Raw genomic sequence first — 20,211 nt, forward strand, 5'->3', positions numbered from 1 at the left:
CGAAACGGCTGTGGGGTTCAGGCGGCCGACAGCATCGCCGACATCCCAATCAGCGCCGGATATTTCTCAGTAATCACGTAAGTGGGAATATGCGCCAGATAATCCGAGAAGCGCCCCTTCTGCTCAAACCGCGCGCGGAAGCCTGACCGTTCGAAGAACTCGCTCATCTTCAGCACCGTGCGGCCGCCGATGTAGATGCCGCCCTTGGCCCCCAGGGTCAGCGCCACATTACCGGCCACCGTCCCCAGCATCTCGCAGAACGCCAGCAAGGTCTCCTCGCACACCGGATCCAGCCGGTGCAGCCCGCGCTCCATGATCTCCGCCGTGCCGACCGGCTGCGGCTCCACGCGCGCCCGTTCGCACAGCGCCCGGTACACCAGCGCCAGCCCGATGCCGGACACCAGCCGCTCGCTCGACACGTGCTCGTGATAACGCCGCGCATAGCGCAGAATATCGATCTCGCGCTCATTCATCGGCGCAAACGTCGCGTGGCCGCCCTCGCTGTCGATGGCGATCCAGCGATCCCCGGCCGGCACCAGCCCGGACACGCCCAGCCCCGCGTCCGCGCCCACCAGGCCGATGGTGGCGCCGCTGCGGATAATGCCGCCGCCAATCTGATGCTTGTGCTCCGGCGCCAGGTAGGGCAAGGCGCTGGCCAGCGCGGTGAAGTCGTTCACCACCACCAGCGATTTCAGGCTGAATTGCGAACACACCGCCTCGATCGAAAACGACCAGTGGTGATTGGTCATGGTGACCCAGTCGCCATCGATGGGGTTGGCGATGGCGATGCCGGCGAAGCGCGCCTGGTAGCCGCCCGCCGCCACCGTGGGCGGCTGCGCCAGGTAGGCGACCATGGCCGCCCCCAGCGTCGGATAGGCCTCGCACTCGGTCACCCAGATGGCGTCGATCTGGTTGGGCGCCGTCTCCAGGCCAAAGCTGGCGCTGCTGCCGCCGATGTCGGCCAGAATGCGCGGGCCGTGCGCGAGATGCGAAAATGAATCGCGTTTCATTGTCTCTTCCGTTCTATCTCTTGGCATTCTTGCTCTTTCCGCTTGATTATATGTCACGTGTTGTTATGAAAACGATTTCAAGCGTGTTTTTCATTAAATACCGGCGCTGGCGGAAAGTCAATGCGCCATCGGCCCTCAAATTGCCTGATGTGAGGGGAATTTATGGTAACCTTCGGCGAAAAGGTTTTCATAACTACATTAAAAAGGTGAGACATTGGCAGACCTCCCACACTCCGGCCCATCGACCCTGATGGATGTAGCGCGCCAGGCGGGGGTGTCGCCCAGTACGGTGTCACGCATCCTCAACGGCACCGCCAAGGTGTCGGACGACAAGCGCCAGGCAGTGCTGGCCGCCATCCAGCAGATGAATTTCGCGCCCAACCAGATGGCGCAGGGCCTGAAAAAAGGCCGCTCGATGACCATTGGCATCGTGGTGCAGGATATTTCCTCGCCGTTCTTCGATGAAACGCTGCGCGGCGTCGACGACGGCCTCAAGGGCACCGGCTACGCCTCGGTGATCGTCAGCGGCCACTGGAACGCCGAGGAGGAAGCCGACCGCATCCGCCTGCTGTTGGCGCGCAAGGTGGACGGCATCATCCTGCTGTCCGGCCGCATCGGCGACGAGGCGGTGCTGGGCTTTTCCAGCCAGCGGCCGATCGTCTCCACCGGCCGCGCGCTGCACACCCGCAGCGCGCTCGGCTTCAAGATGGACAACGAGCACGGCGCCTACCTGGCGGTGCACCACCTGATCGAACTGGGCCACCGGCAGATCGCCTTCATTTCCGGCCCGGCCAACAACATCGACGCCAACGAGCGCCTGGCCGGCTACCAGCGCGCGCTGCGCGAGGCCGGCATTGCCGTCGATCCCAACCTGATCGTCGAGGGCAATTACCACGAGGCCAGCGGCATGCTGGCCATGAACCACCTGTTCGACACCCACCAGCAGTTCACCGCGGTGTTCGCCGCCAACGACCTGAGCGCGTACGGCGCGCGGCTGGCGCTGTACCGCAAGGGCATCCGCGTGCCGGACGACATCTCGCTGGTCGGCTTCGACGATTTGCCCGGCTCCTCGTACACCACGCCGCCGCTGACCACCATCCGCCAGCCGCTGTACGACATCGGCCGCATCGCCACCCAGGCCTTGCTGCGCATCATCAATGGCGAGGAGGCGCGTGGCCAGGTGCCGCCGCTGGAGCTGGTGGTGCGCGAGACCACGCGCCGGCGCTGAAGTATCCACACGGAACCGGGGTGATTTCAGCAGGGACGGCGTAACCGCTTTACAATGATGATCGTTTCGCCAAAAATACCCGGTTTTTGAAACCAACTTATCAAAGGAAGAACAATGGAACATACTCTGCCACCTCTGCCCTATGCCATCGACGCCCTGGCGCCGCACATCTCGCAAGAAACCCTGGAATACCACTACGGCAAGCACCATCAGGCGTATGTCACCAATCTGAACAACCTGATCAAGGGCACCGAGTTCGAAAACCTGTCGCTGGAAGAAATCATCAAGAAATCGTCGGGCGGCATCTTCAACAACTCGGCGCAGATCTGGAACCACACCTTCTTCTGGAACAGCCTGACCCCGAACGGCAAGGGCGCACCGGAAGGCGCGCTGGCCGACGCCATCAACGCCAAGTGGGGCTCGTTCGACAAGTTCAAGGAAGAGTTCACCAAGTCGGCCGTGGGCAACTTCGGTTCGAGCTGGACCTGGCTGGTGAAGAAGGCTGACGGCTCGCTGGAGATCGTCAACACCTCGAACGCCGCCACCCCGCTGACCACCGACGCCAAGGCGCTGATCACCATCGACCTGTGGGAACACGCTTACTACATCGACTACCGCAACCTGCGTCCGAAGTTCATCGAGACCTTCTTCAAGCTGGCCAACTGGGACTTCGCCGCCGCCAACTTCGCCTGAGCGAAGCCGGCAGCATGTCAAGAAAGCCCGCCTTATTGCGGGCTTTTTTTGTCCCCCCAAACGAAGGGGTCTGACCCCGGCCGCAGCGGTGTGCGGGTTTAACGGGGGCCGCGCGACTCCAAGACATCGAGCATCATGCTGACCTCTCTTCGCGTCTTCGCCTGCATCTGCAGCTTGCTGGTCCACGCCACCAGCGGCGCGCAGGCCGGCGCCCCGCGCGGCGCGTACATCTCGCCGCTGCTGCCTGGCCATCACCGCCTTGCCCTCCACGGCGTCCCCGCCCACTATGAAGTGATGGGCGACGGCCCGCTGCTGCTGGTGCCGGCGCCCCGCGACGATCTGGCCGAACTGTCCCGGCACTTCACGCTGGTGGTCTGCGACCTCCCCGCCAGCGCCGCCGGCGCCGACAAAGCCGACCACCTCGACGCGCTGCGCCGTTACCTGAAGCGCGAAAAAGTCGACCTGCTGGGCGACGCCCAAGGCACCGCCAGCGCCTACGCATCCCGCTACCCGGACCGCGTGCGCCGCCTGATGCCCTACCGCGCCGACGCCTCCGCCGAACGCATCGTCCAATTCTTTTCAACCCCTGAATGAGTCGCGCCACGCGTCTATAATCGCTGGACCCAACCTCACCACCGGAGACCTTCGATGACCTACCTCGCCGCGCCGCACCGTTACGATGAGATGCAGTACCGCACCTGCGGCCGCAGCGGCCTGAAACTGCCGCTGATGTCGCTCGGGCTGTGGCACAACTTTGGCGACACCACCACCCTCGCCTCGCAGCGCGACATGCTACGCACCGCGTTTGACCTGGGCATCACCCACTTCGACCTGGCCAACAACTACGGCCCGCCCTACGGCTCCGCCGAGTCCAACTTCGGCCACCACTACAAGCACGAGTTCAAGCCCTACCGCGATGAGCTGATCATCTCCACCAAGGCTGGCTGGGACATGTGGCCCGGCCCCTACGGCCAGGGCGGCGGCTCGCGCAAGTACGTGCTGGCCAGCCTCGATCAGTCGCTGCAGCGCATGGGCCTCGATTACGTCGACATCTTCTACTCGCACCGCTTCGACCCCGACACGCCGCTGGAGGAAACCATGGGCGCGCTGGCGCACGCGGTCCAGCAGGGCAAGGCGCTGTATGTGGGCGTGTCGTCCTACTCGGCCGAGAAGACCGCCGACGCCGCGCGCCTGCTGAAGGAGTGGAAGGTGCCGTGCCTGATCCACCAGCCGTCCTACAATATGCTCAACCGCTGGATCGAAACCGAGGGCCTGCTCGACACGCTCGGCCAGGAAGGCATCGGTTGCATCACCTTCACCGCGCTGGCGCAGGGCATCCTGAGCGACAAGTACCTGAACGGCGTGCCGGCCGATGCGCGCGTCAACCGTCCGGGCGGCGGCTCGCTGCTGCCGTCGCACCTGAGCGAGGCCAATCTGCAACGCGTGCGCGGCCTGAACGACATCGCCCAGCGCCGCGGCCAGACGCTGGCGCAGATGGCGCTGGCCTGGGTGCTGCGCGATCCGCGCATCACCTCCACGCTGATCGGCGCCAGCAACGCCGCGCAGATCCGCGAGAACGTCGCCGCGCTGAAGAACCTGTCGTTCACGGCGGAGGAGCTGGCGCAGATCGACGCCCTGGCGCAGGAAGGCGCCATCAACCTGTGGGCCGGCTCGTCGTCGCACCGATAATGGACCGCTTCAACGCCATGCGCATCTTCACCCGCATCGTCGAGCTGGAAAGCTTCAGCAAGGCGGCGGAGGATTTGCAGATACCGGCCGCCACCGCCACCTACACCATCAAGCAGCTGGAGGCGCGCCTCGGCGTGCGCCTGCTGCAGCGGACCACGCGCCACGTCAGCCCGACGCTGGATGGCCAGGCCTATTACCAGCGCTGCGTGCGCATCCTGGCGGACGTGGAGGAAACCGAGGCCGGCTTCGGCACCAGCGGTGTGGCGCCGCGCGGCAAGCTGCGCGTGGATTTGCAAGGCACGCTGGCGCAGCATTATGTGCTGCCACGGCTGAAGGAATTCTTCGCCCGCTATCCGGACATCGAACTGGAAATCGGCATGGGCGACCGCTACGTCGACCTGGTGCGCGACGGCGTCGACTGCGTGCTGCGCGTGGGCGAGCTGCGCGACTCCAGCATGGTCGGCCGGCGCGTCGCCAGCCTGGAACAGGTGACCTGCGCCAGCGCCGCCTACTTCGCGCAATATGGCACGCCGCTCACGCTGGAGGACCTGATCACGCAGGGCCACCGCGCGGTGAACTTCTTTTCGTCCAGCACCGGCAAGATGTTCCCGTTTGATTTCCTCGTCGACGGCGTCGAGCGCAGCATCGTCCTGCCAGGCAATGTGTCGGTGGCCAGCGCCGAGGCCTACGCGGCCTGCTGCGCTCACGACCTGGGCCTGGTGCAGGCGCCGCGCTATCACCTCGCCGAGCAGCTGCGCAGCGGCGCCCTGCGCGAGGTGCTGGCGCAATGGCGCCCGCGGCCGATGCCGGTGTCGGTGCTGTATCCGCACCAGCGCCAGTTGTCGCCGCGTGTACGCGTGTTCGTCGACTGGCTCAGCGACGTGATGAGCGCCGCCAGCTAGCCTGCTGCCAGCCTAGTTGGTGCGCGACCAGTCGCGGCGTTCCTCGCGCGGCGTTTGCGGCGGCTGATCGCGCTCGACGTCGCCGTCTTCCGGCACCGCCTCGCGGAATTCGCCATCCACCAGCGGGATGGCTTCGACGTGGTCGAAGCCGATGTCGCTGCCGGCCTCGGCCATGTCCACGCTGGCGCGCTCGCCGGTGCCTTCGGCGTCGGTATCGCTATCGAGTTCCGTGTCCGGCTCGCCGACCACGTCGCTGCCGCTGTCCGAATTGTCGCTCGGACCCAGCGCGCGCGTGCCGTGGCCGCGCCCCAGCGTCCGGTCGTTGCCTGCCGGGATGTTGTCCGGATCTAAAGTGCTGTCAGCCATGATGTCCTCCTTGCCTTGAAAACCCCATTCGACCACGGCCGGCGCACCAGGTCGGTGCGCGGCTTCGCATACTGGCCAGATGGGAGGCTATCGTGCTCATAGGAATTTTTTACTTTACAAATGTAATATTCATCTCTATAGTTCAATCCATTGAATACGGAGAATGTCATGAGCACCACCACCAAACATCTGTTGAGCGCCGTCGCCACCGCGGTCTTCGCCATCGCCGCGACCGCCACCACCGTCACCAACGCCTTTGCCGCCGAAGCGGCTGGCGCATCCGCCCCTGCCGCCAAGTCGGTCAAGGTGGCGGCGCCGGCCGGCAAAACCCGCGCCGAGGTGCAGGCCGAATACCTGGCAGCGCGCAAGAACGGCACGCTGCTGCAGACCGAGGCCGACTTCGACGTCGCCCAGACCCGCAAGCACGTCGTCCAGCACTAAACGCCCGCCGTGAAGCTGTCCTCGTCCCCTCTGGCGATTCCCGTGCTGGCGCTGGCCGTGCTGGCCGGTTGCGCCGACATGGGCAAGGTCCGGCCACCGGCCACGCGGGTCCAGCCCGCCGACCTGCGCCAGGGCCAGGCGCTGGCCGCCGCCAGCGCCAACATCGCCTGGCCGGACGAGCGCTGGTGGGAAGCATTGCACGATGAGCAGCTGAATCAACTGGTGAACGCCGCCCTGAGCGACAGCCCGACGCTGCGCGCCGCGCTGGCCCGCGTGCGCCAGGCCGAATCATTGGCCGGCGTCGCCAAGGCCGCCACGCTGCCGCGCGTGGACGCCTCGGCCAGCGCCGAGCGCCAGTTGTATTCGGCGCACAGTACGATCCCCGCGCCACTCGCCGGGAACTACGCGTGGACGAACAACGCCGCGCTATCCGGTTCCTACGATCTGGATCTGTGGGGTCGCAATCGCGATGCGCTGGCCGCCGCCGTGGACGAAGTCCGCCTGGCCGCCGCCGAATCGCAAATGGCGCGCCTGACGCTGGAAACCTCGATCGTCCGCGCCTACATCCAGCTGTCGCTGGAATACGCGCTGCAGGACAGCGTGGCGGACAATCTGGCGCAGCGCCAGCGCATCCTGGACATCACGCGCCGCCGCCAGGCGGCCGGCCTGGCCAGCGACCTGGACGTGGCCAGCATCGAGACCACGCTGCCGGCGGCGCGCCGCGAGCGCGAGCAGCACGGCGAGGCCGTCGCCCTGCTGCGCAACCAGCTGGCGGCACTGATCGGCAAGGGACCGGGCGATGGCGACACCATCGCCCGGCCAACGCTGACGCTGGACCAGGGCCACGGCGCCGCCGTGCCGGCCACGCTGCCGGCGGAACTGGTGGGCCACCGTCCCGACATCGTGGCGCAGCGCTGGCGCGTGGAAGCGGCCGGCGCGCGCGTCGCGGGCGCGAAGAAGGACTTTTACCCGAACATCAACCTGGCGGCCTTCGTCGGCATGCAGTCGCTGGGCTTCGGCCACTTCCTGGACGCCGGCGCGCGCACGCGCGGCATCACGCCGGCCATCAGCCTGCCGGTGTTCGACGGCGGCCGTTTGCGCGCGCAACTGGGCGGCCAGACGGCCGGGTACGACGGCGCGGTCGAGCAGTACAACGCCACCGTGATCCAGGCCATGTCGGACGTCGCCAACGCGGTGGTGAAAATCGCCTCCGTCAAGGAACAGGACCAACTGGCGCAGCGCGCGCTGGCATCGGCGCGCCGCCAGCAGCACCTGTCCGAGCAGGCCTACCGCGCCGGCCTGACCGACACCCTCAACGTCATCAACGCCCAGCTCACCTTGTTGAACGAGCAGCAGCAGATGGCGCAGGTGGCCAGCAGGCAGCTGGATAATTACGCTTTATTGATGTCGGCGCTGGGCGGAGGCTTAAAACTGGATTTAGATTGACACTTTAAATAGTACAATCTGACCTTTCCAAAAATATTAGAGGAGTGGCAATGAGTAGTTTTGATGCGACTAGAAAGCGCCTTAAAAATATCCATGGCCGAATACCGGAATTCCCTGAGGAGTTGATGCGCCTGTTGCGCATGACTTACCACATCCAGAAACGGATGAAAGATTTGAGCAACGCCGCGCTGCGCAAATATGAGCTGGTCGACGCCAGCTACATGGTGCTGGCGGTACTGTACGGTTCGGACAATGAGACCTCGACCGCGTCCACGCTGGGCGAGGCCTGCATGGAAAAACCGGCCAACCTGACGCGCGTGTGCAACGACCTGGAAGCCCAGGGCCTGATCACGCGCGGCAACCGGCCCGGCGACCGCCGCTGCGTGATGATCTCGCTGACGGACGCCGGCCGCGCGCTGGCCGAGAAGGTGCTGCCGGAAGTGTGGCGCACCACCACCCGCGCCTACGATGGCTACAGCGCGGAAGAAGTCACCCTGTTGGAAAACCTGCTGAAACGTCAGCTGGATAATTTAGAAGCAATCACCTAAACACTCGCACGCACATGAACGCATCTCCCGCCGCCCCGCCCTCCCCGGACCACAGCGCGGCGCGGAGGGCGTTGCGCTGGATCGGGGCGGAAAGCGCCGCCTGGGCCGGCACCGAGGGCCAGCGCTGGCTGTTCGTGGCCAGGACCATGCTGGCGGCCTTCTCGGCGCTGTGGCTGGCCTTCCGCCTCGGGCTGGACGCGCCCTACACCGCCCTCGCCACCACCCTGGTGCTTGCCCTGCCCAGCAGCGGCATGGTGCTGGAAAAAGCCCTGTATCGTTTTCTCGGCACGCTGGTCGGCTGTTCGACCGCGCTGGCGCTGGTGGCGCTGTTCCCGCAATCGCCGACGGTGCTGTTCATCGGCCTGGCGCTGTGGGTGGCGCTGTGCACCGGCGGCGCCGCCATGCACCGCAACCAGCAGTCGTACAGCTTCGTGCTGGCCGGGTACACGGCGGTGATGATCGCCGTGCCGTCGGTGGACGCGCCGTCCGGCGTGTTCGCGCTGGCCGTCACCCGCGTCACCGAGGTCAGCCTGGGCATCCTCTGCTCGGCGGTGGTGCACGACGTGTTCTTCCCCCGGCGCCACGCGGGCGCCGTGATGCGCACCGTGCAGGCGCGCTACAGCGGCTTTATCGGCTTTTGCCGCGAAGTGCTGGCACACCGCGTCACGCCGGCCGACGCCGAACTGGCGCACCTGAAATTCGCCGCCGACATCGCCGCCCTGGAATCGGGCCGCGCTGCAGCCTTCTTCGAGGCCGGCCACTCGCGCGCGCAAACGCGCCAGCTGCACGCGTTTAACGCCGCCTTCATGGCGGCGCTGACCACTTTCTACACGCTGCACCGCCTGAGTCACCGCCTGCGCGTGGCCGGCACCGGCCCGGTGCTGCCGCTGGTGGAACCGATGTACGCGCATCTGGCGCTGGCCATGGGCGAGGAACTGGCGCCGGCGCGGCTGGCGCACATGCGCGCGCGGCTGAGCGATGACATCGCCGCCGCGCGCGCGCAACTGGCCGCCGGCCCGGCGGTGGAACGCGCGCAGCAGATCGACTTCGACACGGCGGTCGAACTGCTGGAGCGCTTCGCCGGCAACCTGGCCGATTTCGCCGGCCTGTATCACGGCCTGACGCAGCAGAAAAAGCAGGAAGTCAGCGACCCCGGTTCGTACTCGCCGAAGACGCCGCCCGCCATCATCGTCGCCAGCGGCGCGCGCGCCGGCGTCACGCTGCTGGTGACGGCCGCCATGTGGTACTGGCTGGCGTGGCCGGCCACCGTCAACGCGATACTGATGGCGACCATCTTCTGCGCGCTGGCGTCGTCGTCGCCGCGCCCGACGGCGCTGGTGCGGCAGGTGGCGGTCGGCTTCCTGATCGGCGCGCCGCTGGCGTTCGTGACCGAATTCCTGATGGTGCCCAAGGCCGACAGCTACGGCCCGCTGGTGCTGGCCGCGCTGCCGCTGTTTTCGCTGGCGGCTTACCTCAGCAGCAGCCCGCGCTGGTCGGGCGTCGGCATCGGCATGGGCCTGTTTTCGGCGACGCTGGTGGTGCCGGCCAACCTGATGCACTACGACGTCGAATCCTTCCTCGGCAACGAGCTGGCGCTGATCATGGGCGTGCTGGTGTCCTACGTGATGTTCCGGGTGGTGCTGCCGGAGCACACCATGGGCCATCGCGGCCACGTGGCGGCGGCGCTGTGGCGCGAGGCGCGCAACGCCTGCGGCGCGCGCCTGCACCGACTCAAGCGGCGCTTCGACAACCGCGTGCGCGACCTGCTGAGCCAATTGAACGCCACCGCCGGCCCGGCGCCGGACGCGGCCACCCGCGCCGTGGTGCGCCAGGGCCTGACCTTGCTGGAACTGGGCCACGCCGCCATCGAGCTGCGGCAGCTGATCGCCGCCGCCCATGCCGGCGCCGCGCGCGACAGCCTGGAGGCGGTGCTGCGCGCGCTGGCCGGCTATCTCGGCACGCCGTCGCCGGCCAGCGGCCAGGCCACGCTGCGCGCCGTGCTGGACGCCGGGACGGCGGTGCGCGCCGCGCTGCCGGACGCCCATCCCGAGCGCCGCGCGCGGCTGCACACGGCGCTGACCGATCTGCATTCCATCTACACGTCCTTGCTGGACCAGCTTTCAGGAGAACCGCATGTTCCATCACCTGCCGCGTGAAGTCGACTTCTTTGGCGTGCTGCTGCCCGGCGTGCTGCCGGTGTTCCTCGTCAGCGCCCTGCTGCAACTGGGGCTGGACGCGGTGCTGAGCCACCTCGGCGCCTACCGCCTCGGCTGGCACCCGGCGCTGGTGCGCCTGTGCATGTTCGTCTGCATCTTCAGCGCCCTGCTGGTCACGCTGTACCGATAACACCTTCCTATTTTCTGTGAGAGCACGCCGTGAGCGCATCTAAAATCTTCCGCTTTTGTCTGACCCTGCTGCTGGTGGGCGCCGCCTTGTGGGCTGGCCGCACCGCATGGGACCAATACATGGAATCGGCCTGGACCCGCGACGGCCGCGTCAAGGCCGACGTGATCACCATCAGCGCCGATGTCGCCGGCATCGTCACCGAGGTGAAGGTGCGCGACAACCAGCTGGTGCAAAAGGGCGATGTGCTGTTCGTGATCGACAAGTCGCGCTACGCCAACGCGGTGGCGCAATCGAACGCGCTGCTGGCGTCGCAGCAGGTGGAAAAAAGCCGCCGCACCAGCGAGGCCAAACGGCGCGCGGGCCTGGATAGTTCGATCGTCTCGGCCGAAAGCAAGGAGACGGCGGATGCGGCCATGGGCGCCGCCTCGGCGCAATACCAGGCCGCCGTTTCCGCGCACGACCTGGCGCAGCTGAATCTGGAACGCACGGTGGTGCGCGCGCCGGTCACCGGCTACGTCACCAACCTGAATGTGTATGACGGCGACTTCGCCGCCGTTGGCGCGGCCAAGCTGGCGCTGATCGACGCCGCCTCGTTCTACGTGGTAGGCTATTTCGAAGAAACCAAGCTGCCCCTGCTGAAAGTGAACGACAAAGTGGAAGTCCATATGATGAGTGGCGACGCCGTGTTGCAAGGCCATATCGAAAGCATCGCGCGCGGCATCACCGACCGCGACGCCAACATGGGCCGCGAACTGCTGGCCGACGTCAACCCCACCTTCAACTGGGTGCGGCTGGCACAGCGCGTGCCGGTGCGCATCCACATCGACGACAAGCCGCAGCATCTCGATCTGGTGGCCGGCACCACCTGCACGGTGGTCATCCATGGATAGCAACCTGGTACGCCTGTTCCTCGACGCCGCGCAACTGGGCAGCTTTTCGGCGGCGGGCCGCAAGCAGGGGATGTCGCCGGCGGCGGCCAGCGCCAGCATCCAGCGGCTGGAAGCGTCGTTGCAGGTCAAGCTGTTCGAGCGCACCACGCGCCAGCTGCGCCTGACCGAGGAAGGCCGGCTGTATCGCCACTTCAGCGAGCAGGCCATGGCGCTGATGGCGGAAGCGGAATCCAGCCTGCACGCCGGCACCGGCCGCGTGCGCGGCATGGTCAAGATATCGGCGCCGTCGGACCTGGGCCGCAATGTGCTGATGCCGATGCTGGACGCGTTCCGCGCCGAGCATCCGGACGTGCAGTACGCGCTCACGCTGAGCGACAACACCTCGAACATGGTGCAGGACGATATCGACCTGGCGCTGCGCTATGGCCAGCTGGCGGACAGCGAGATGGTGGCGCGGGTGCTGGCGCCCAGCCGGCGCGTGGTGTGCGCGGCGCCGTCGCTGATCGCGCAGACCGGCGGCCCGGCGGTGCCGGAAGACCTGGCCGACCTGCCGACGCTGGTGCTGGTGACGGCCCTGGGCCCGATGCAGGACTGGCGCTACTGCAGCAACGACGACGCCGACGAGCGCCTGTCGGTGCGGGTGCGCCGCACGCAACAAAGCAACGATGGGGAAATCATCCGCAAGTGGGCCATCGCCGGCCAGGGCTACGCCTACAAGTCAATCATCGACATTTCGGACGACCTGCGTTGCGGGCGGCTGGTGACGGTGCTGGACGAATACTTCACCGACAGCGCGCCGCTGAACATCCTCTACCACCGCAACCGCTATCAGCCGCCGCGCATCGCGCTGCTTATTGCGTTTTTGATGGAGCGCTTTGCGGATCTGGCATGATGCCCATCTGCCGCAGCAGCGTGAGGTTGTCCTCCAGGTGCCAGTTTTCGGCGATGCGGCCGTTCACCACGTGATACAGGTCGAAGGCCTGGAAGTCGATGGCCTGGCCCTTGCCCCGCACCTCGCCGAACGTGCCGGTGAAGTGGCCGGTGAAGTGCAGGCGCACCGACACCAGGTCGCCATGCGGCACGATGTGCGTGGCTTCGGCCTTTAAATCCGGCACGGCGGCGCGGAAGCCCTGGGACGCCTGCAACGGGCCATTGACGCCCTGCTCGCGGCCGGCCGGCAAGGTGCGGTCGATGAAGTCCGGCGACAGCGCCTGGCGCGCCAGCGCCGGGTCGCCGGTGTTCCAGAACGCCGCGTAGGTACGGGCGGCATCGGTGACAGGATCGGCGTGGGCGGCCTGGGAAACTGCGCCGGCCAGCAGGCCGGCGATGATCAGTGCTTTCATGATGCTTCCTTTCGTAGAGTGGATGAGACCATTCTGCGCGCGCGCCGGCCGGCTGGGAACCGGGCCGGCGCTTGAAGCACCTTCAAGCCGCGCTTGAAGATCGGCCGCCGGCCAGCATGGCGCTGTCGATGGCGGTGACCACGTCGTTACCGAGATACAGGCCTTCCAGCGCGCGGATGGTGGCCGGGTCCAGCTTATCCTGCGCGTCGCGCCGCATCACCAGCGTGGCCGCGTCCTGCCCGCCCAGCAGGCCCTTGGGTTCATGCAGCGCGCGGATGCGGTAGCGCGCATGCAGGAATTGCGGGTGCCACAGCGGAATGATGACCCACTCGCGCGCCGCCACCGCGCGCTCATAGGCCCCAAAGCAGTCCTGCTCGGTGCCGCTCTGGAAACGGTAGCCCAGCTCCGCCAGGCCATACGCCTCCACCATGGCCGCCGAAAAGCGGCTAATGCCGGCGCCGGGGTTGATGCCTTGGATCCGCCGCTGCATGCGCCCCAGCACCTCCGGCTTGCGCAGGTCGTCCACCGACGCCAATACCTCCGCTGGTACATAATCCGGCACGCCCCAGATGCAGTAAGGCTCATACAGCACCGTCAGCTCGCGCACCTGATCGCGGATCGGCGCCAGGTATTTTTCGTGGCTGGCGGGCAGCCAGGCGGATGCCATCACGTCCACCTCGCCGCGGCCCAGCATCTCGAACATTTTTTCGTGCGGCGCTTTCAGGATGTGCACCTCGTGGCCGTGCAGGTTCAATAGCGACTCCACCACCGCCGCGCTGGCGGCGTGGAAGGACAGGTCGATATGACCCAGCTTGATCAGCGGCTTCATTTTTTCTCTCCTTCCAGCTGCAGCGTGAACAGCATGATCGGCCACTGCACCTTTGAAACGCCCTTGTTGAACAAGGCGCCACGGTCCATCTGCGGCACCGGCAACCAGATGCGGTTGGCGCTGTCGATCATCGGCGCGTCCACCCAGTGCAGGCGATCGTCCTGGATGATGGTGGTAACGCCGCCGTCCGGCGCGCGTTTTTTCAGGCTGCTGGTTTTGAGGTCGGTGAAATACAGATTGCCGTGGCGGTCCATGGCCGTGCCGCCCACCGGCGGCAAGTCGGCCCATGGCTGCACCGCGCGCTCCAGCGTGGCAGCGTCCACCTTCGGATCATCCAGCAGGCGTGTCTCCACCTGCGACCATGGGCCGGACAGCGGGCCGAAATACAGATGCTTGCCGTCCGGGCTGACCTCGAAAGGATCGGCGTTGACGCGCAGCGGCTGGCCGTCGCCGCCGCGCACGATGCTGCCAGCGACGTCGATCACGCGGTCTTTCGGCGCGGTGGTGGACGGCGCGTTATCCAGCACGCGGCGGCTGGCGCCGGTGTCCAGATCCAGCACGATCAGGCCCGGCTTGCCGGCGTCGGTCAGGTAAGCGTGCCTGCCGTGGAAGCGGATATCGTCGACATAGCTGCCCGGCAGCGCCACGTCGGCCGGGAACTCGTAGACGCGCTTGACACGGTTGGTGCGCAGATCGATCTGCACCGCCTTGGCGCCGTGCGGCAGCGGGTCGCCGCCAAAGTCGGGCGAACCGCTGTCGATGGCCCACAGGCTGCCCTTGCCATCCAGGTGAATGGCGTTGATGTTGACGAAGGCGATGGCGTTGTCGCTGCCCGGCGCCCAGTCGTTCCAGCCGGCGTCCGGATAGGGCTGCGGCTTGCCGGCCTTGTCCAGCACACCCAGCGCCGGGCCTCTGGAACCGGTCCAGCGCGGCCCGGCGACGAACACGCGGCTACCGTCGGCGGCGACGGCGTTCCAGATCATGCTGTCGCTTTGCGCGGCGACTTTCAGTTCGGCCGCGCCGGCGGCCAGCGCGGCGCTCATCATCAGCGCGGCGATCCATGTGCGTTTCATGCTTGCTCCTTGTAGGGTCGAATGGCATTAGCGTAGACCATGCAAAAAGCCATGCATACCCCTAGAAATGAGCTACCATCATGCAAAAATGAATGAGGCAGACATCATGCAATGGGATGACCTGAAGATCTTTCTTGCGATTGCGCGCCACGGCACGCTGGGCGGCGCGGCGCGCGCGCTCGGCCAGTCGCAGCCGACCATGGGGCGGCGCATCCGCGTGCTGGAAGAGCAACTGGGCTACCTGCTGTTCCAGCGCAGCGGCGACGGTTTCCTGCTGACGCACGAGGGCGAGGCGGTGCTGCAGAACGTGCAGCAGATGGAGGATGAGGCGGATGCGGTACTGCGCAAGCTGTCCGGCCGCCAGCAGTTGGACGGCTTGCTGCGGGTATCGACCACCGAATGGTTCGGCGCGCACGTACTGGCGCCGGTGTTTGCGCGCTTCAGCGCGGACAATCCGGGCATGACGCTGGAATTGGTGAGCGAGACGCGGCTGGTCAGTTTGGCGCGGCGCGAGGCGGACCTGGTGTTTCGCTTTCGCCAGTTCGACGAGCCGGACGTCATTCAGCGCAAGGCCATGCACGCGGCGTTCGGGTTGTACGGGGCCGGCGCCTACCTGCGCCAGGCCGGCGCGCCGGCGGCGGGCGGCGGCGAAGGCCAGCGGCTGATTATCATGGATACCGCGTACGGCGACCTGGCGGATGTGACGTGGATACGGCGCATGCTGCCAAAGGCGCATATCGCGTTGCGCGCCAACAGCCGCGATGTGCAGGCCAGCTTGTGCCGGCATGGCGCCGGGCTGGCGGTGCTGCCGCGGTGTATCGGCGATGCGATACGCGGGCTGCACCTGGTGGCGTTGGGCGAGGCGCCGCCGGGGCGCGACATCTGGGCGGGGTATCACAAGGATCTGAAACGCTCGCCGCGCCTGCGCGCGGTGTTGGACGCCACGCTGGCGGCGCTGGCGTAGCCTCCGGCAGTACCCCGAACGAAAGGGTCTGACCCCGTACGGGGTCAGACCCTGAAGCAAACGGTGTGCGGGTTTCGCGGGTGCCGTCCCTAGCGCGCGCCACCGGCGTCGACGATGGCGCCGCTGACGTACGAGGCCTGCTCGCTGAGCAGCCACAATATCGTTTCGGCGATTTCCTCCGGCTGTCCCCCGCGCCCCAACGGCACGCTGGATGCCAGCTTGTCGACCCGGCCGGCGTCGCCGCCGCTGGCGTGGATGTCGGTGTAGATGATCCCCGGCCGCACGCAATTGACGCGGATGCCTTCCGGGCCGACTTCCTTCGACAAGCCCAGCGTCAGCACATCAACCGCGCCCTTGCTGGCGGCGTAGTCCACGTAGACATTGCCGCCGCCATGCCGCGACGCCCCGGAAGACACATTGACGATGCCGCCGCCCTGCCCGCCGCGCGCGGTGGACATGCGCCGCACCGCCTCGCGGCTGCACAGGAAATAGCTGAGGACATTGGTGGCCAGCACGCGCTGCAGGCGTTCGGCCGACATATCGGCCAGCTTGCCCTGCTGTTCCAGCACGCCGACGTTGTTGACCAGCGCGGTCAGCGGACCGAGTTGCTGGTCGATGGTGGTGAACAGGCGCAGGACATCGGCTTCGATACCGACGTCCGCCTGGACGGCGATGGCTTCGCCGCCTTCCGCCGCGATTTGCGCGCGCAGTTGGTCAGCGGCGGCGGCATTGCTGACGTAGTTGATGCACACGGCATAGCCGCGGCGGCTGGCCAGCAGCGCCGTCGCCGCGCCGATGCCGCGGCTGCTGCCGGTGACGAGCATGACTTGTTTCATGAGTTATTCTCCGGCGTTTGCAGCACCCCAAACGAAAGGGTCTGACCCCGTACGGGGTCAGACCCTGGCCGCAGCGGTGTGCGGGTTTCGGGGGCGTTACTTTTCAGGGCTGAGGTGCGACATCGCGTACCCCAGATGCTCCCACCAATGCTCGCGCGACTGCACGCTGCGCAGGCACTTCATATCCACCTCGGTCTTGAACACCTGGTCACGACACTGCTTGTTGATCAGCGCATTGCGCTGGTTCTCCGCGTTCACCAGCGCCACGCCCATCCACAGGATCAGCCCCAGAAACACAATCACCAGGCTCCACGCCACGTGATTGATATACGACCACTCGAACAAGGTCTCCAGCGCCGGCGAAGATTCCTTGTAAATCTTCATGACCCGGCCTTCGGCCTCTTCCTGCTCATTGCGTGGGAATTTCATCGCCCTACCCGTCCTTCCTTGATCACTTCTTGCCGGCGCGTTCCTGCAGCGACTTCGCCACCAGGCTGTCCATCACCGCAAACATCGCCGTGTGCGCGGCCGCCGCCGAGGTCAGGCCGTGGCCCGCCACCGCCGGCGACGTGGTGTAGCGGCCGTCGATGACCACCGCCGGCACGCTGTCCAGTTTATATTGGTTTGCCACCTGCTCGCCACGCTTCAGTTTAGTCTGCACACCGAAGGAATTGAAGGTTTCCAGGTACTTGGCCTTGTCCACGCCGTTCTTGACCACGAAGTCCAGCAAGGCCTGGTCGGTATTCAGGCGGTTGCGTTCCACGTGGATGGCGTGGAAGATCTTCTCATGCATGCCGTTACCCAGCGCGTTCATCGCCTCCAGCGTGTAGAACGCCTTGGCCTGCGCGTCGTCGCCCATGTGCATGCGGCGGAACACGATCTTGTCGCTGTTCTTCTTGACCCACGCGGCCAGCTCCGGATCCAGCGCGTTGCAGTGCGGGCAGTGGTACATGAAGAACTCCAGCACCTCGACCTTCTTGCCGGTGTCCGGTGCCGGGCCGTTGACGGTGTTGTAGTCCAGGCCATCCTTGAAGTCGGCGGCGGAGGCGCCGGCGGCGGCGGCCACAAACGCTACGGTGGCAAGCAGTGGACGCAGCAGGTTCAGCAAACGCATATCTATCCTTCTAGTGTAAAAAGTGGCAATCGCCGGGGAGATTACCACTTTTTCCAGTGTTCGATCCAGGGATTAAGCGGGGCTTAAGACCCGGTCGGCACGGCGCGCCGCCAAGTTAAGCCGTCGCTCCGGCGAAAGCCGGAGCCTATAGAACGCCAGCGTGCCATGACGCTGGCGGTATAGGGATTCCGGTCTACGCCGGAATAACCCCGTCAAACGCCAACTTAACGGTATCAGGTTCAGAACGTGTAGCGCGCCGACAGCTTCAGTTGGCGGCCGTCGGCCGGATAAATGCCGCCCTTGCAGGCGAAGGCCTGCGAGTAGTAGTGCTTGTCCGCCAGGTTCTGGCCCGACACCGCCCACTCCCAGCGGCCGAAGGTGCGCGCATAGCGCGCGTCCAGCGTGGTGAAGGATGGCATCTCGCCGGCGCAGCTGTTGTCGAAGTCCGAACCGTAGCGCTGCTTGTCCACCCACTGCGCGCCGATGTCGGCGGTCTGGCCGCTGGCCGGGGTCCAACTCAGGCGCGCGGTCAGCGTGTTCTTCGGCACCAGCACCATTTCGCGGCCGTCGTTGACGCCGTCGCGGAACGTGGCCTGCACGTGCTGGTAGTGGGCGTTGACGGTCCAGGCGGCGGCGAGGCGCTGTTCCGCGTCCAGCTCCAAGCCTTGGCGGCGCGTCGGGTCCAGATTGGTGTTGGCGCCGAAGCCAAAGTTCGCGGTCGGATCGTAGAAGATCTCGTTGGTCAAGTTGTGGCGGAACACGCGCGCGGTGAGCTTTTGCGTGGCGGTGGCGTAGCTCGCGCCCAGCTCCATGTCGTGCGACTGCTGCGGCGCCAGCGCCTTGTTGATCACCGGAGTGACGGCGTTTTCATCGACGTTGGCCACACGGTAGCTCTGCCCCAGCTTGCCGAACACGGTCAGCGCGGACACCGGCATGTAGCTGGCCTGCAGCTCCCACGCGTTCAAGCCCTGCACCACGTTGTAGGCGGTGGTGGCGTAGTTGAGCGGATCGCTGAAGTCCTTGTCGAACAGCTCGCGGCGCACGCCGGCCGAGACGCGGCCCTCGTGCGCCGGATCGAAACGCAGCTCGTCGCGCAGGTACAGCGCCTTGGACTTCTGGTTGGCGTCCGCCGCCGAGAAACCGGACACGGTGCTGCGCTCCCACTTGATGAAGTCGACGCCGGCCACCAGTTCGTTGACCATGCCGCGCAGCGCGCCCAGCTTGCGCACGCGCGGCGAGAACTGCAGCTGCTTGCTGTCGTAGGTGGAGGTGGACGGTATGCCGCCGAACACATAGGTCGACGCCACCGTCTTCTTGCGGTACGACAGATCGGCCGCGAGGTCGTGGCCGAACAGGCGGTACTGGCCGAACACGGTCAGGCGGTCGCTGTCGAGCGAGCCGTTGTCGTTGGGCGTCAGCGTCTGGCGCGGATTGGCGTTGAACTGCGCCTCGGTCAACGAGCCGGCGAAGCGCATGTCCTGGCGCGCGCCTTCGTAGCGGAAGCCGGCGCGGTCGTAGTCGTTGGCGAACCACTGGGCGCCGCCGCTGAAGTGGGTCTGCTTGAAGGCGTTGTTGTCGCGGTAGTTATCGGTGCGCTGGCGGTCCAGCGTGGCGTCGGCGGCGAAGCCGTCCCAGGCCTGGGCGGCCGACACGCGCGCCTCGCCGGCGTGGAACTGGCCGCCTTCCAGGAACACGCTGCCACGGCTGCTGTACTGGCCGGGGCGCTTGGTGACGATGTTGATCACGCCGCCGGTGGCGCCATCGCCGTACAACACGCTGGCGCCGCCGCGCAGGATTTCGATGCGCTCGACGGTATCGATCGGGATGGTCGACAGGATGGCGTTGCTCAGTTCATTTTCCGACAGGCGCACGCCGTCCACCACGATCACCAGGTTCTGGCTGCTGTTGGTGCCGAAGCCGCGCAGGTCGAGGCCATAATCCGGGCTGCCGTCCAGGCTCTGGCGGCCGTAGACGCCGCCGATCTTGCGGATGGCGGCGTTGACGTCGCCGGCGCCGGCGCGGCGGATCTCGTCGGCGCTGATGATGGTGGCGCCGATGGGCGCAAGCGATGGGTCGGCGTCGAAGCGGGCGCCGGTGACCACCACCGAGGTCAGGGCCTGGCCGGCCTGCGCGGCATCGTCGGCGTGGGCGGCAAGAGGCGCGGCAAAGCACAGGGAAACGGCGGCGGCCAGCAGGCGCGGGCGGAATACGGAGGCGTTCATGCGTGAGTCGTTTTCAAAAGAGGCATCCGCCTGCGTCCCCGCAAGCTGGATGGGTACGGAAGCCGCGCGCGGCCTCCCCTGGTCTGGCCGATATCCGGGCTGGCACGGCGATGACGCCGGCGTTACCGTTGCGGGGGCAGCACACCTTGGCCGGCGCGCGAGGGCGGCAGCGGCTTTGTGTTTCCCGTTTAACCTCGCCTGCTTGCGCAGGGCGGGCACCAGAACTGCGGCATTATACGTTACCCGCCTGACAAGGGGCCGGCGCCGATCA

General features: G+C 66.4%; 22 protein-coding genes and 1 riboswitch. Of the genes, 13 read left to right on the forward strand and 9 right to left on the reverse strand.

The window, feature by feature from the left end:
- Positions 1-17: 17 nt before the first annotated feature.
- Positions 18-1,010 carry a glucokinase gene (gene glk, locus FHW58_RS17230; RefSeq protein ID WP_308937275.1) on the reverse strand — a complete coding sequence of 331 codons (993 nt, stop codon included), beginning with the start codon at positions 1,008-1,010 and terminating at the stop codon, positions 18-20.
- A gap of 250 nt (positions 1,011-1,260) precedes the next feature.
- Between glk and FHW58_RS17235 the strand changes: the two genes are divergently transcribed.
- The 5 genes from FHW58_RS17235 to FHW58_RS17255 all read left to right on the forward strand — a co-directional run bounded on the left by FHW58_RS17235 (position 1,261) and on the right by FHW58_RS17255 (position 5,522).
- Positions 1,261-2,238, forward strand: a complete 978-nt coding sequence (locus FHW58_RS17235) for a LacI family DNA-binding transcriptional regulator (protein WP_179674629.1) — start codon at positions 1,261-1,263, stop codon at positions 2,236-2,238.
- 114 nt (positions 2,239-2,352) lie between these two features.
- The gene (locus tag FHW58_RS17240; protein WP_179674391.1) at positions 2,353-2,931 is read left to right on the forward strand and encodes a superoxide dismutase; all 579 of its coding nucleotides are present in this window, start codon (positions 2,353-2,355) and stop codon (positions 2,929-2,931) included.
- A gap of 135 nt (positions 2,932-3,066) precedes the next feature.
- Positions 3,067-3,525, forward strand: coding sequence for an alpha/beta fold hydrolase (locus FHW58_RS17245; RefSeq protein ID WP_179674392.1), 459 nt, complete (start codon positions 3,067-3,069; stop codon positions 3,523-3,525).
- A gap of 54 nt (positions 3,526-3,579) precedes the next feature.
- A complete protein-coding gene (mgrA, locus tag FHW58_RS17250) occupies positions 3,580-4,620 on the forward strand; it encodes an L-glyceraldehyde 3-phosphate reductase (protein WP_179674393.1) in 1,041 nt (346 codons plus the stop codon).
- On the forward strand, positions 4,620-5,522 hold the full coding sequence (locus tag FHW58_RS17255) for a LysR family transcriptional regulator (protein ID WP_179674394.1): 903 nt from the start codon (positions 4,620-4,622) through the stop codon (positions 5,520-5,522). Before mgrA ends, FHW58_RS17255 begins: the two co-directional genes overlap by 1 nt.
- Positions 5,523-5,534: 12 nt before the next feature.
- On the opposite strand, the gene FHW58_RS17260 is transcribed toward FHW58_RS17255, so the two are convergent.
- Complete coding sequence (locus tag FHW58_RS17260; RefSeq protein ID WP_179674395.1) at positions 5,535-5,888, reverse strand: hypothetical protein; 354 nt, start codon at positions 5,886-5,888, stop codon at positions 5,535-5,537.
- A 168-nt stretch (positions 5,889-6,056) separates the two neighbouring features.
- Here FHW58_RS17260 and FHW58_RS17265 point away from each other — a divergent pair, with 168 nt between their 5' ends.
- The 7 genes from FHW58_RS17265 to FHW58_RS17295 are packed head-to-tail and all read left to right on the forward strand — an operon-like array spanning position 6,057 to position 12,451.
- A complete protein-coding gene (locus FHW58_RS17265) occupies positions 6,057-6,329 on the forward strand; it encodes a DUF4148 domain-containing protein (RefSeq protein ID WP_179674396.1) in 273 nt (90 codons plus the stop codon).
- Between the two features lie 9 nt (positions 6,330-6,338).
- Positions 6,339-7,775 (forward strand): efflux transporter outer membrane subunit, encoded by a 1,437-nt coding sequence (locus FHW58_RS17270; protein WP_373996696.1) that lies wholly within the window; start codon positions 6,339-6,341, stop codon positions 7,773-7,775.
- Positions 7,776-7,825: 50 nt separating this feature from the next.
- Entirely contained in the window at positions 7,826-8,323 is a 498-nt protein-coding gene (locus FHW58_RS17275) for a MarR family winged helix-turn-helix transcriptional regulator (protein ID WP_179674397.1), read from the forward strand.
- A gap of 14 nt (positions 8,324-8,337) precedes the next feature.
- Positions 8,338-10,479, forward strand: a complete 2,142-nt coding sequence (locus FHW58_RS17280; protein ID WP_179674398.1) for an FUSC family protein — start codon at positions 8,338-8,340, stop codon at positions 10,477-10,479.
- Positions 10,457-10,669, forward strand: coding sequence for a DUF1656 domain-containing protein (locus FHW58_RS17285; RefSeq protein ID WP_229265383.1), 213 nt, complete (start codon positions 10,457-10,459; stop codon positions 10,667-10,669). Before FHW58_RS17280 ends, FHW58_RS17285 begins: the two co-directional genes overlap by 23 nt.
- A gap of 29 nt (positions 10,670-10,698) precedes the next feature.
- Positions 10,699-11,559 (forward strand): efflux RND transporter periplasmic adaptor subunit, encoded by an 861-nt coding sequence (locus tag FHW58_RS17290; RefSeq protein ID WP_179674399.1) that lies wholly within the window; start codon positions 10,699-10,701, stop codon positions 11,557-11,559.
- The gene (locus tag FHW58_RS17295) at positions 11,552-12,451 is read left to right on the forward strand and encodes a LysR family transcriptional regulator (RefSeq protein WP_179674400.1); all 900 of its coding nucleotides are present in this window, start codon (positions 11,552-11,554) and stop codon (positions 12,449-12,451) included. The genes FHW58_RS17290 and FHW58_RS17295 overlap by 8 nt, the downstream gene beginning before the upstream one ends.
- On the opposite strand, the gene FHW58_RS17300 is transcribed toward FHW58_RS17295, so the two are convergent.
- The 3 genes from FHW58_RS17300 to FHW58_RS17310 form a co-directional block, all read right to left on the reverse strand.
- A complete protein-coding gene (locus FHW58_RS17300; protein ID WP_179674401.1) occupies positions 12,411-12,902 on the reverse strand; it encodes an ester cyclase in 492 nt (163 codons plus the stop codon). The genes FHW58_RS17295 and FHW58_RS17300 overlap by 41 nt on opposite strands.
- 82 nt (positions 12,903-12,984) lie before the next feature.
- Positions 12,985-13,731, reverse strand: a complete 747-nt coding sequence (locus FHW58_RS17305) for a glycine betaine ABC transporter substrate-binding protein (protein ID WP_179674402.1) — start codon at positions 13,729-13,731, stop codon at positions 12,985-12,987.
- A complete protein-coding gene (locus tag FHW58_RS17310) occupies positions 13,728-14,804 on the reverse strand; it encodes an L-dopachrome tautomerase-related protein (RefSeq protein ID WP_179674403.1) in 1,077 nt (358 codons plus the stop codon). Before FHW58_RS17310 ends, FHW58_RS17305 begins: the two co-directional genes overlap by 4 nt.
- 106 nt (positions 14,805-14,910) lie before the next feature.
- Here FHW58_RS17310 and FHW58_RS17315 point away from each other — a divergent pair, with 106 nt between their 5' ends.
- Positions 14,911-15,768: a LysR family transcriptional regulator gene (locus FHW58_RS17315; protein WP_179674404.1), complete on the forward strand. Its 858-nt coding sequence runs from the start codon at positions 14,911-14,913 to the stop codon at positions 15,766-15,768.
- Between the two features lie 89 nt (positions 15,769-15,857).
- Here FHW58_RS17315 and FHW58_RS17320 read toward each other — a convergent pair whose 3' ends face one another.
- The 4 genes from FHW58_RS17320 to FHW58_RS17335 all read right to left on the reverse strand — a co-directional run bounded on the left by FHW58_RS17320 (position 15,858) and on the right by FHW58_RS17335 (position 19,940).
- Positions 15,858-16,604, reverse strand: a complete 747-nt coding sequence (locus FHW58_RS17320; RefSeq protein WP_179674405.1) for an SDR family oxidoreductase — start codon at positions 16,602-16,604, stop codon at positions 15,858-15,860.
- 96 nt (positions 16,605-16,700) lie between these two features.
- A complete protein-coding gene (locus FHW58_RS17325) occupies positions 16,701-17,033 on the reverse strand; it encodes a hypothetical protein (RefSeq protein WP_179674406.1) in 333 nt (110 codons plus the stop codon).
- 22 nt (positions 17,034-17,055) lie between these two features.
- Positions 17,056-17,718: a thiol:disulfide interchange protein DsbA/DsbL gene (locus FHW58_RS17330; RefSeq protein WP_179674407.1), complete on the reverse strand. Its 663-nt coding sequence runs from the start codon at positions 17,716-17,718 to the stop codon at positions 17,056-17,058.
- Positions 17,719-17,957: 239 nt separating this feature from the next.
- Positions 17,958-19,940: a TonB-dependent receptor gene (locus FHW58_RS17335; protein WP_179674408.1), complete on the reverse strand. Its 1,983-nt coding sequence runs from the start codon at positions 19,938-19,940 to the stop codon at positions 17,958-17,960.
- Between the two features lie 67 nt (positions 19,941-20,007).
- Positions 20,008-20,178, reverse strand: a riboswitch (cobalamin riboswitch).
- Between the last annotated feature and the right edge of the window lie 33 nt (positions 20,179-20,211).

It is taken from the genome of Duganella sp. 1224 (assembly GCF_013408245.1).
Lineage (GTDB): Bacteria > Pseudomonadota > Gammaproteobacteria > Burkholderiales > Burkholderiaceae_D > Rugamonas.

What these genes read in the sequence shown, in the direction of transcription:
- glk (WP_308937275.1), bottom strand. Translation starts at nt 1,010, where the DNA reads ATGAAACGCGATTCATTTTCGCATCTCGCGCACGGCCCGCGCATTCTG.
- FHW58_RS17235 (WP_179674629.1), top strand. Translation starts at nt 1,261, where the DNA reads ATGGATGTAGCGCGCCAGGCGGGGGTGTCGCCCAGTACGGTGTCACGC.
- FHW58_RS17240 (WP_179674391.1), top strand. Translation starts at nt 2,353, where the DNA reads ATGGAACATACTCTGCCACCTCTGCCCTATGCCATCGACGCCCTGGCG.
- FHW58_RS17245 (WP_179674392.1), top strand. Translation starts at nt 3,067, where the DNA reads ATGCTGACCTCTCTTCGCGTCTTCGCCTGCATCTGCAGCTTGCTGGTC.
- mgrA (WP_179674393.1), top strand. Translation starts at nt 3,580, where the DNA reads ATGACCTACCTCGCCGCGCCGCACCGTTACGATGAGATGCAGTACCGC.
- FHW58_RS17255 (WP_179674394.1), top strand. Translation starts at nt 4,620, where the DNA reads ATGGACCGCTTCAACGCCATGCGCATCTTCACCCGCATCGTCGAGCTG.
- FHW58_RS17260 (WP_179674395.1), bottom strand. Translation starts at nt 5,888, where the DNA reads ATGGCTGACAGCACTTTAGATCCGGACAACATCCCGGCAGGCAACGAC.
- FHW58_RS17265 (WP_179674396.1), top strand. Translation starts at nt 6,057, where the DNA reads ATGAGCACCACCACCAAACATCTGTTGAGCGCCGTCGCCACCGCGGTC.
- FHW58_RS17275 (WP_179674397.1), top strand. Translation starts at nt 7,826, where the DNA reads ATGAGTAGTTTTGATGCGACTAGAAAGCGCCTTAAAAATATCCATGGC.
- FHW58_RS17280 (WP_179674398.1), top strand. Translation starts at nt 8,338, where the DNA reads ATGAACGCATCTCCCGCCGCCCCGCCCTCCCCGGACCACAGCGCGGCG.
- FHW58_RS17285 (WP_229265383.1), top strand. Translation starts at nt 10,457, where the DNA reads ATGTTCCATCACCTGCCGCGTGAAGTCGACTTCTTTGGCGTGCTGCTG.
- FHW58_RS17295 (WP_179674400.1), top strand. Translation starts at nt 11,552, where the DNA reads ATGGATAGCAACCTGGTACGCCTGTTCCTCGACGCCGCGCAACTGGGC.
- FHW58_RS17300 (WP_179674401.1), bottom strand. Translation starts at nt 12,902, where the DNA reads ATGAAAGCACTGATCATCGCCGGCCTGCTGGCCGGCGCAGTTTCCCAG.
- FHW58_RS17305 (WP_179674402.1), bottom strand. Translation starts at nt 13,731, where the DNA reads ATGAAGCCGCTGATCAAGCTGGGTCATATCGACCTGTCCTTCCACGCC.
- FHW58_RS17310 (WP_179674403.1), bottom strand. Translation starts at nt 14,804, where the DNA reads ATGAAACGCACATGGATCGCCGCGCTGATGATGAGCGCCGCGCTGGCC.
- FHW58_RS17315 (WP_179674404.1), top strand. Translation starts at nt 14,911, where the DNA reads ATGCAATGGGATGACCTGAAGATCTTTCTTGCGATTGCGCGCCACGGC.
- FHW58_RS17320 (WP_179674405.1), bottom strand. Translation starts at nt 16,604, where the DNA reads ATGAAACAAGTCATGCTCGTCACCGGCAGCAGCCGCGGCATCGGCGCG.
- FHW58_RS17325 (WP_179674406.1), bottom strand. Translation starts at nt 17,033, where the DNA reads ATGAAATTCCCACGCAATGAGCAGGAAGAGGCCGAAGGCCGGGTCATG.
- FHW58_RS17330 (WP_179674407.1), bottom strand. Translation starts at nt 17,718, where the DNA reads ATGCGTTTGCTGAACCTGCTGCGTCCACTGCTTGCCACCGTAGCGTTT.
- FHW58_RS17335 (WP_179674408.1), bottom strand. Translation starts at nt 19,940, where the DNA reads ATGAACGCCTCCGTATTCCGCCCGCGCCTGCTGGCCGCCGCCGTTTCC.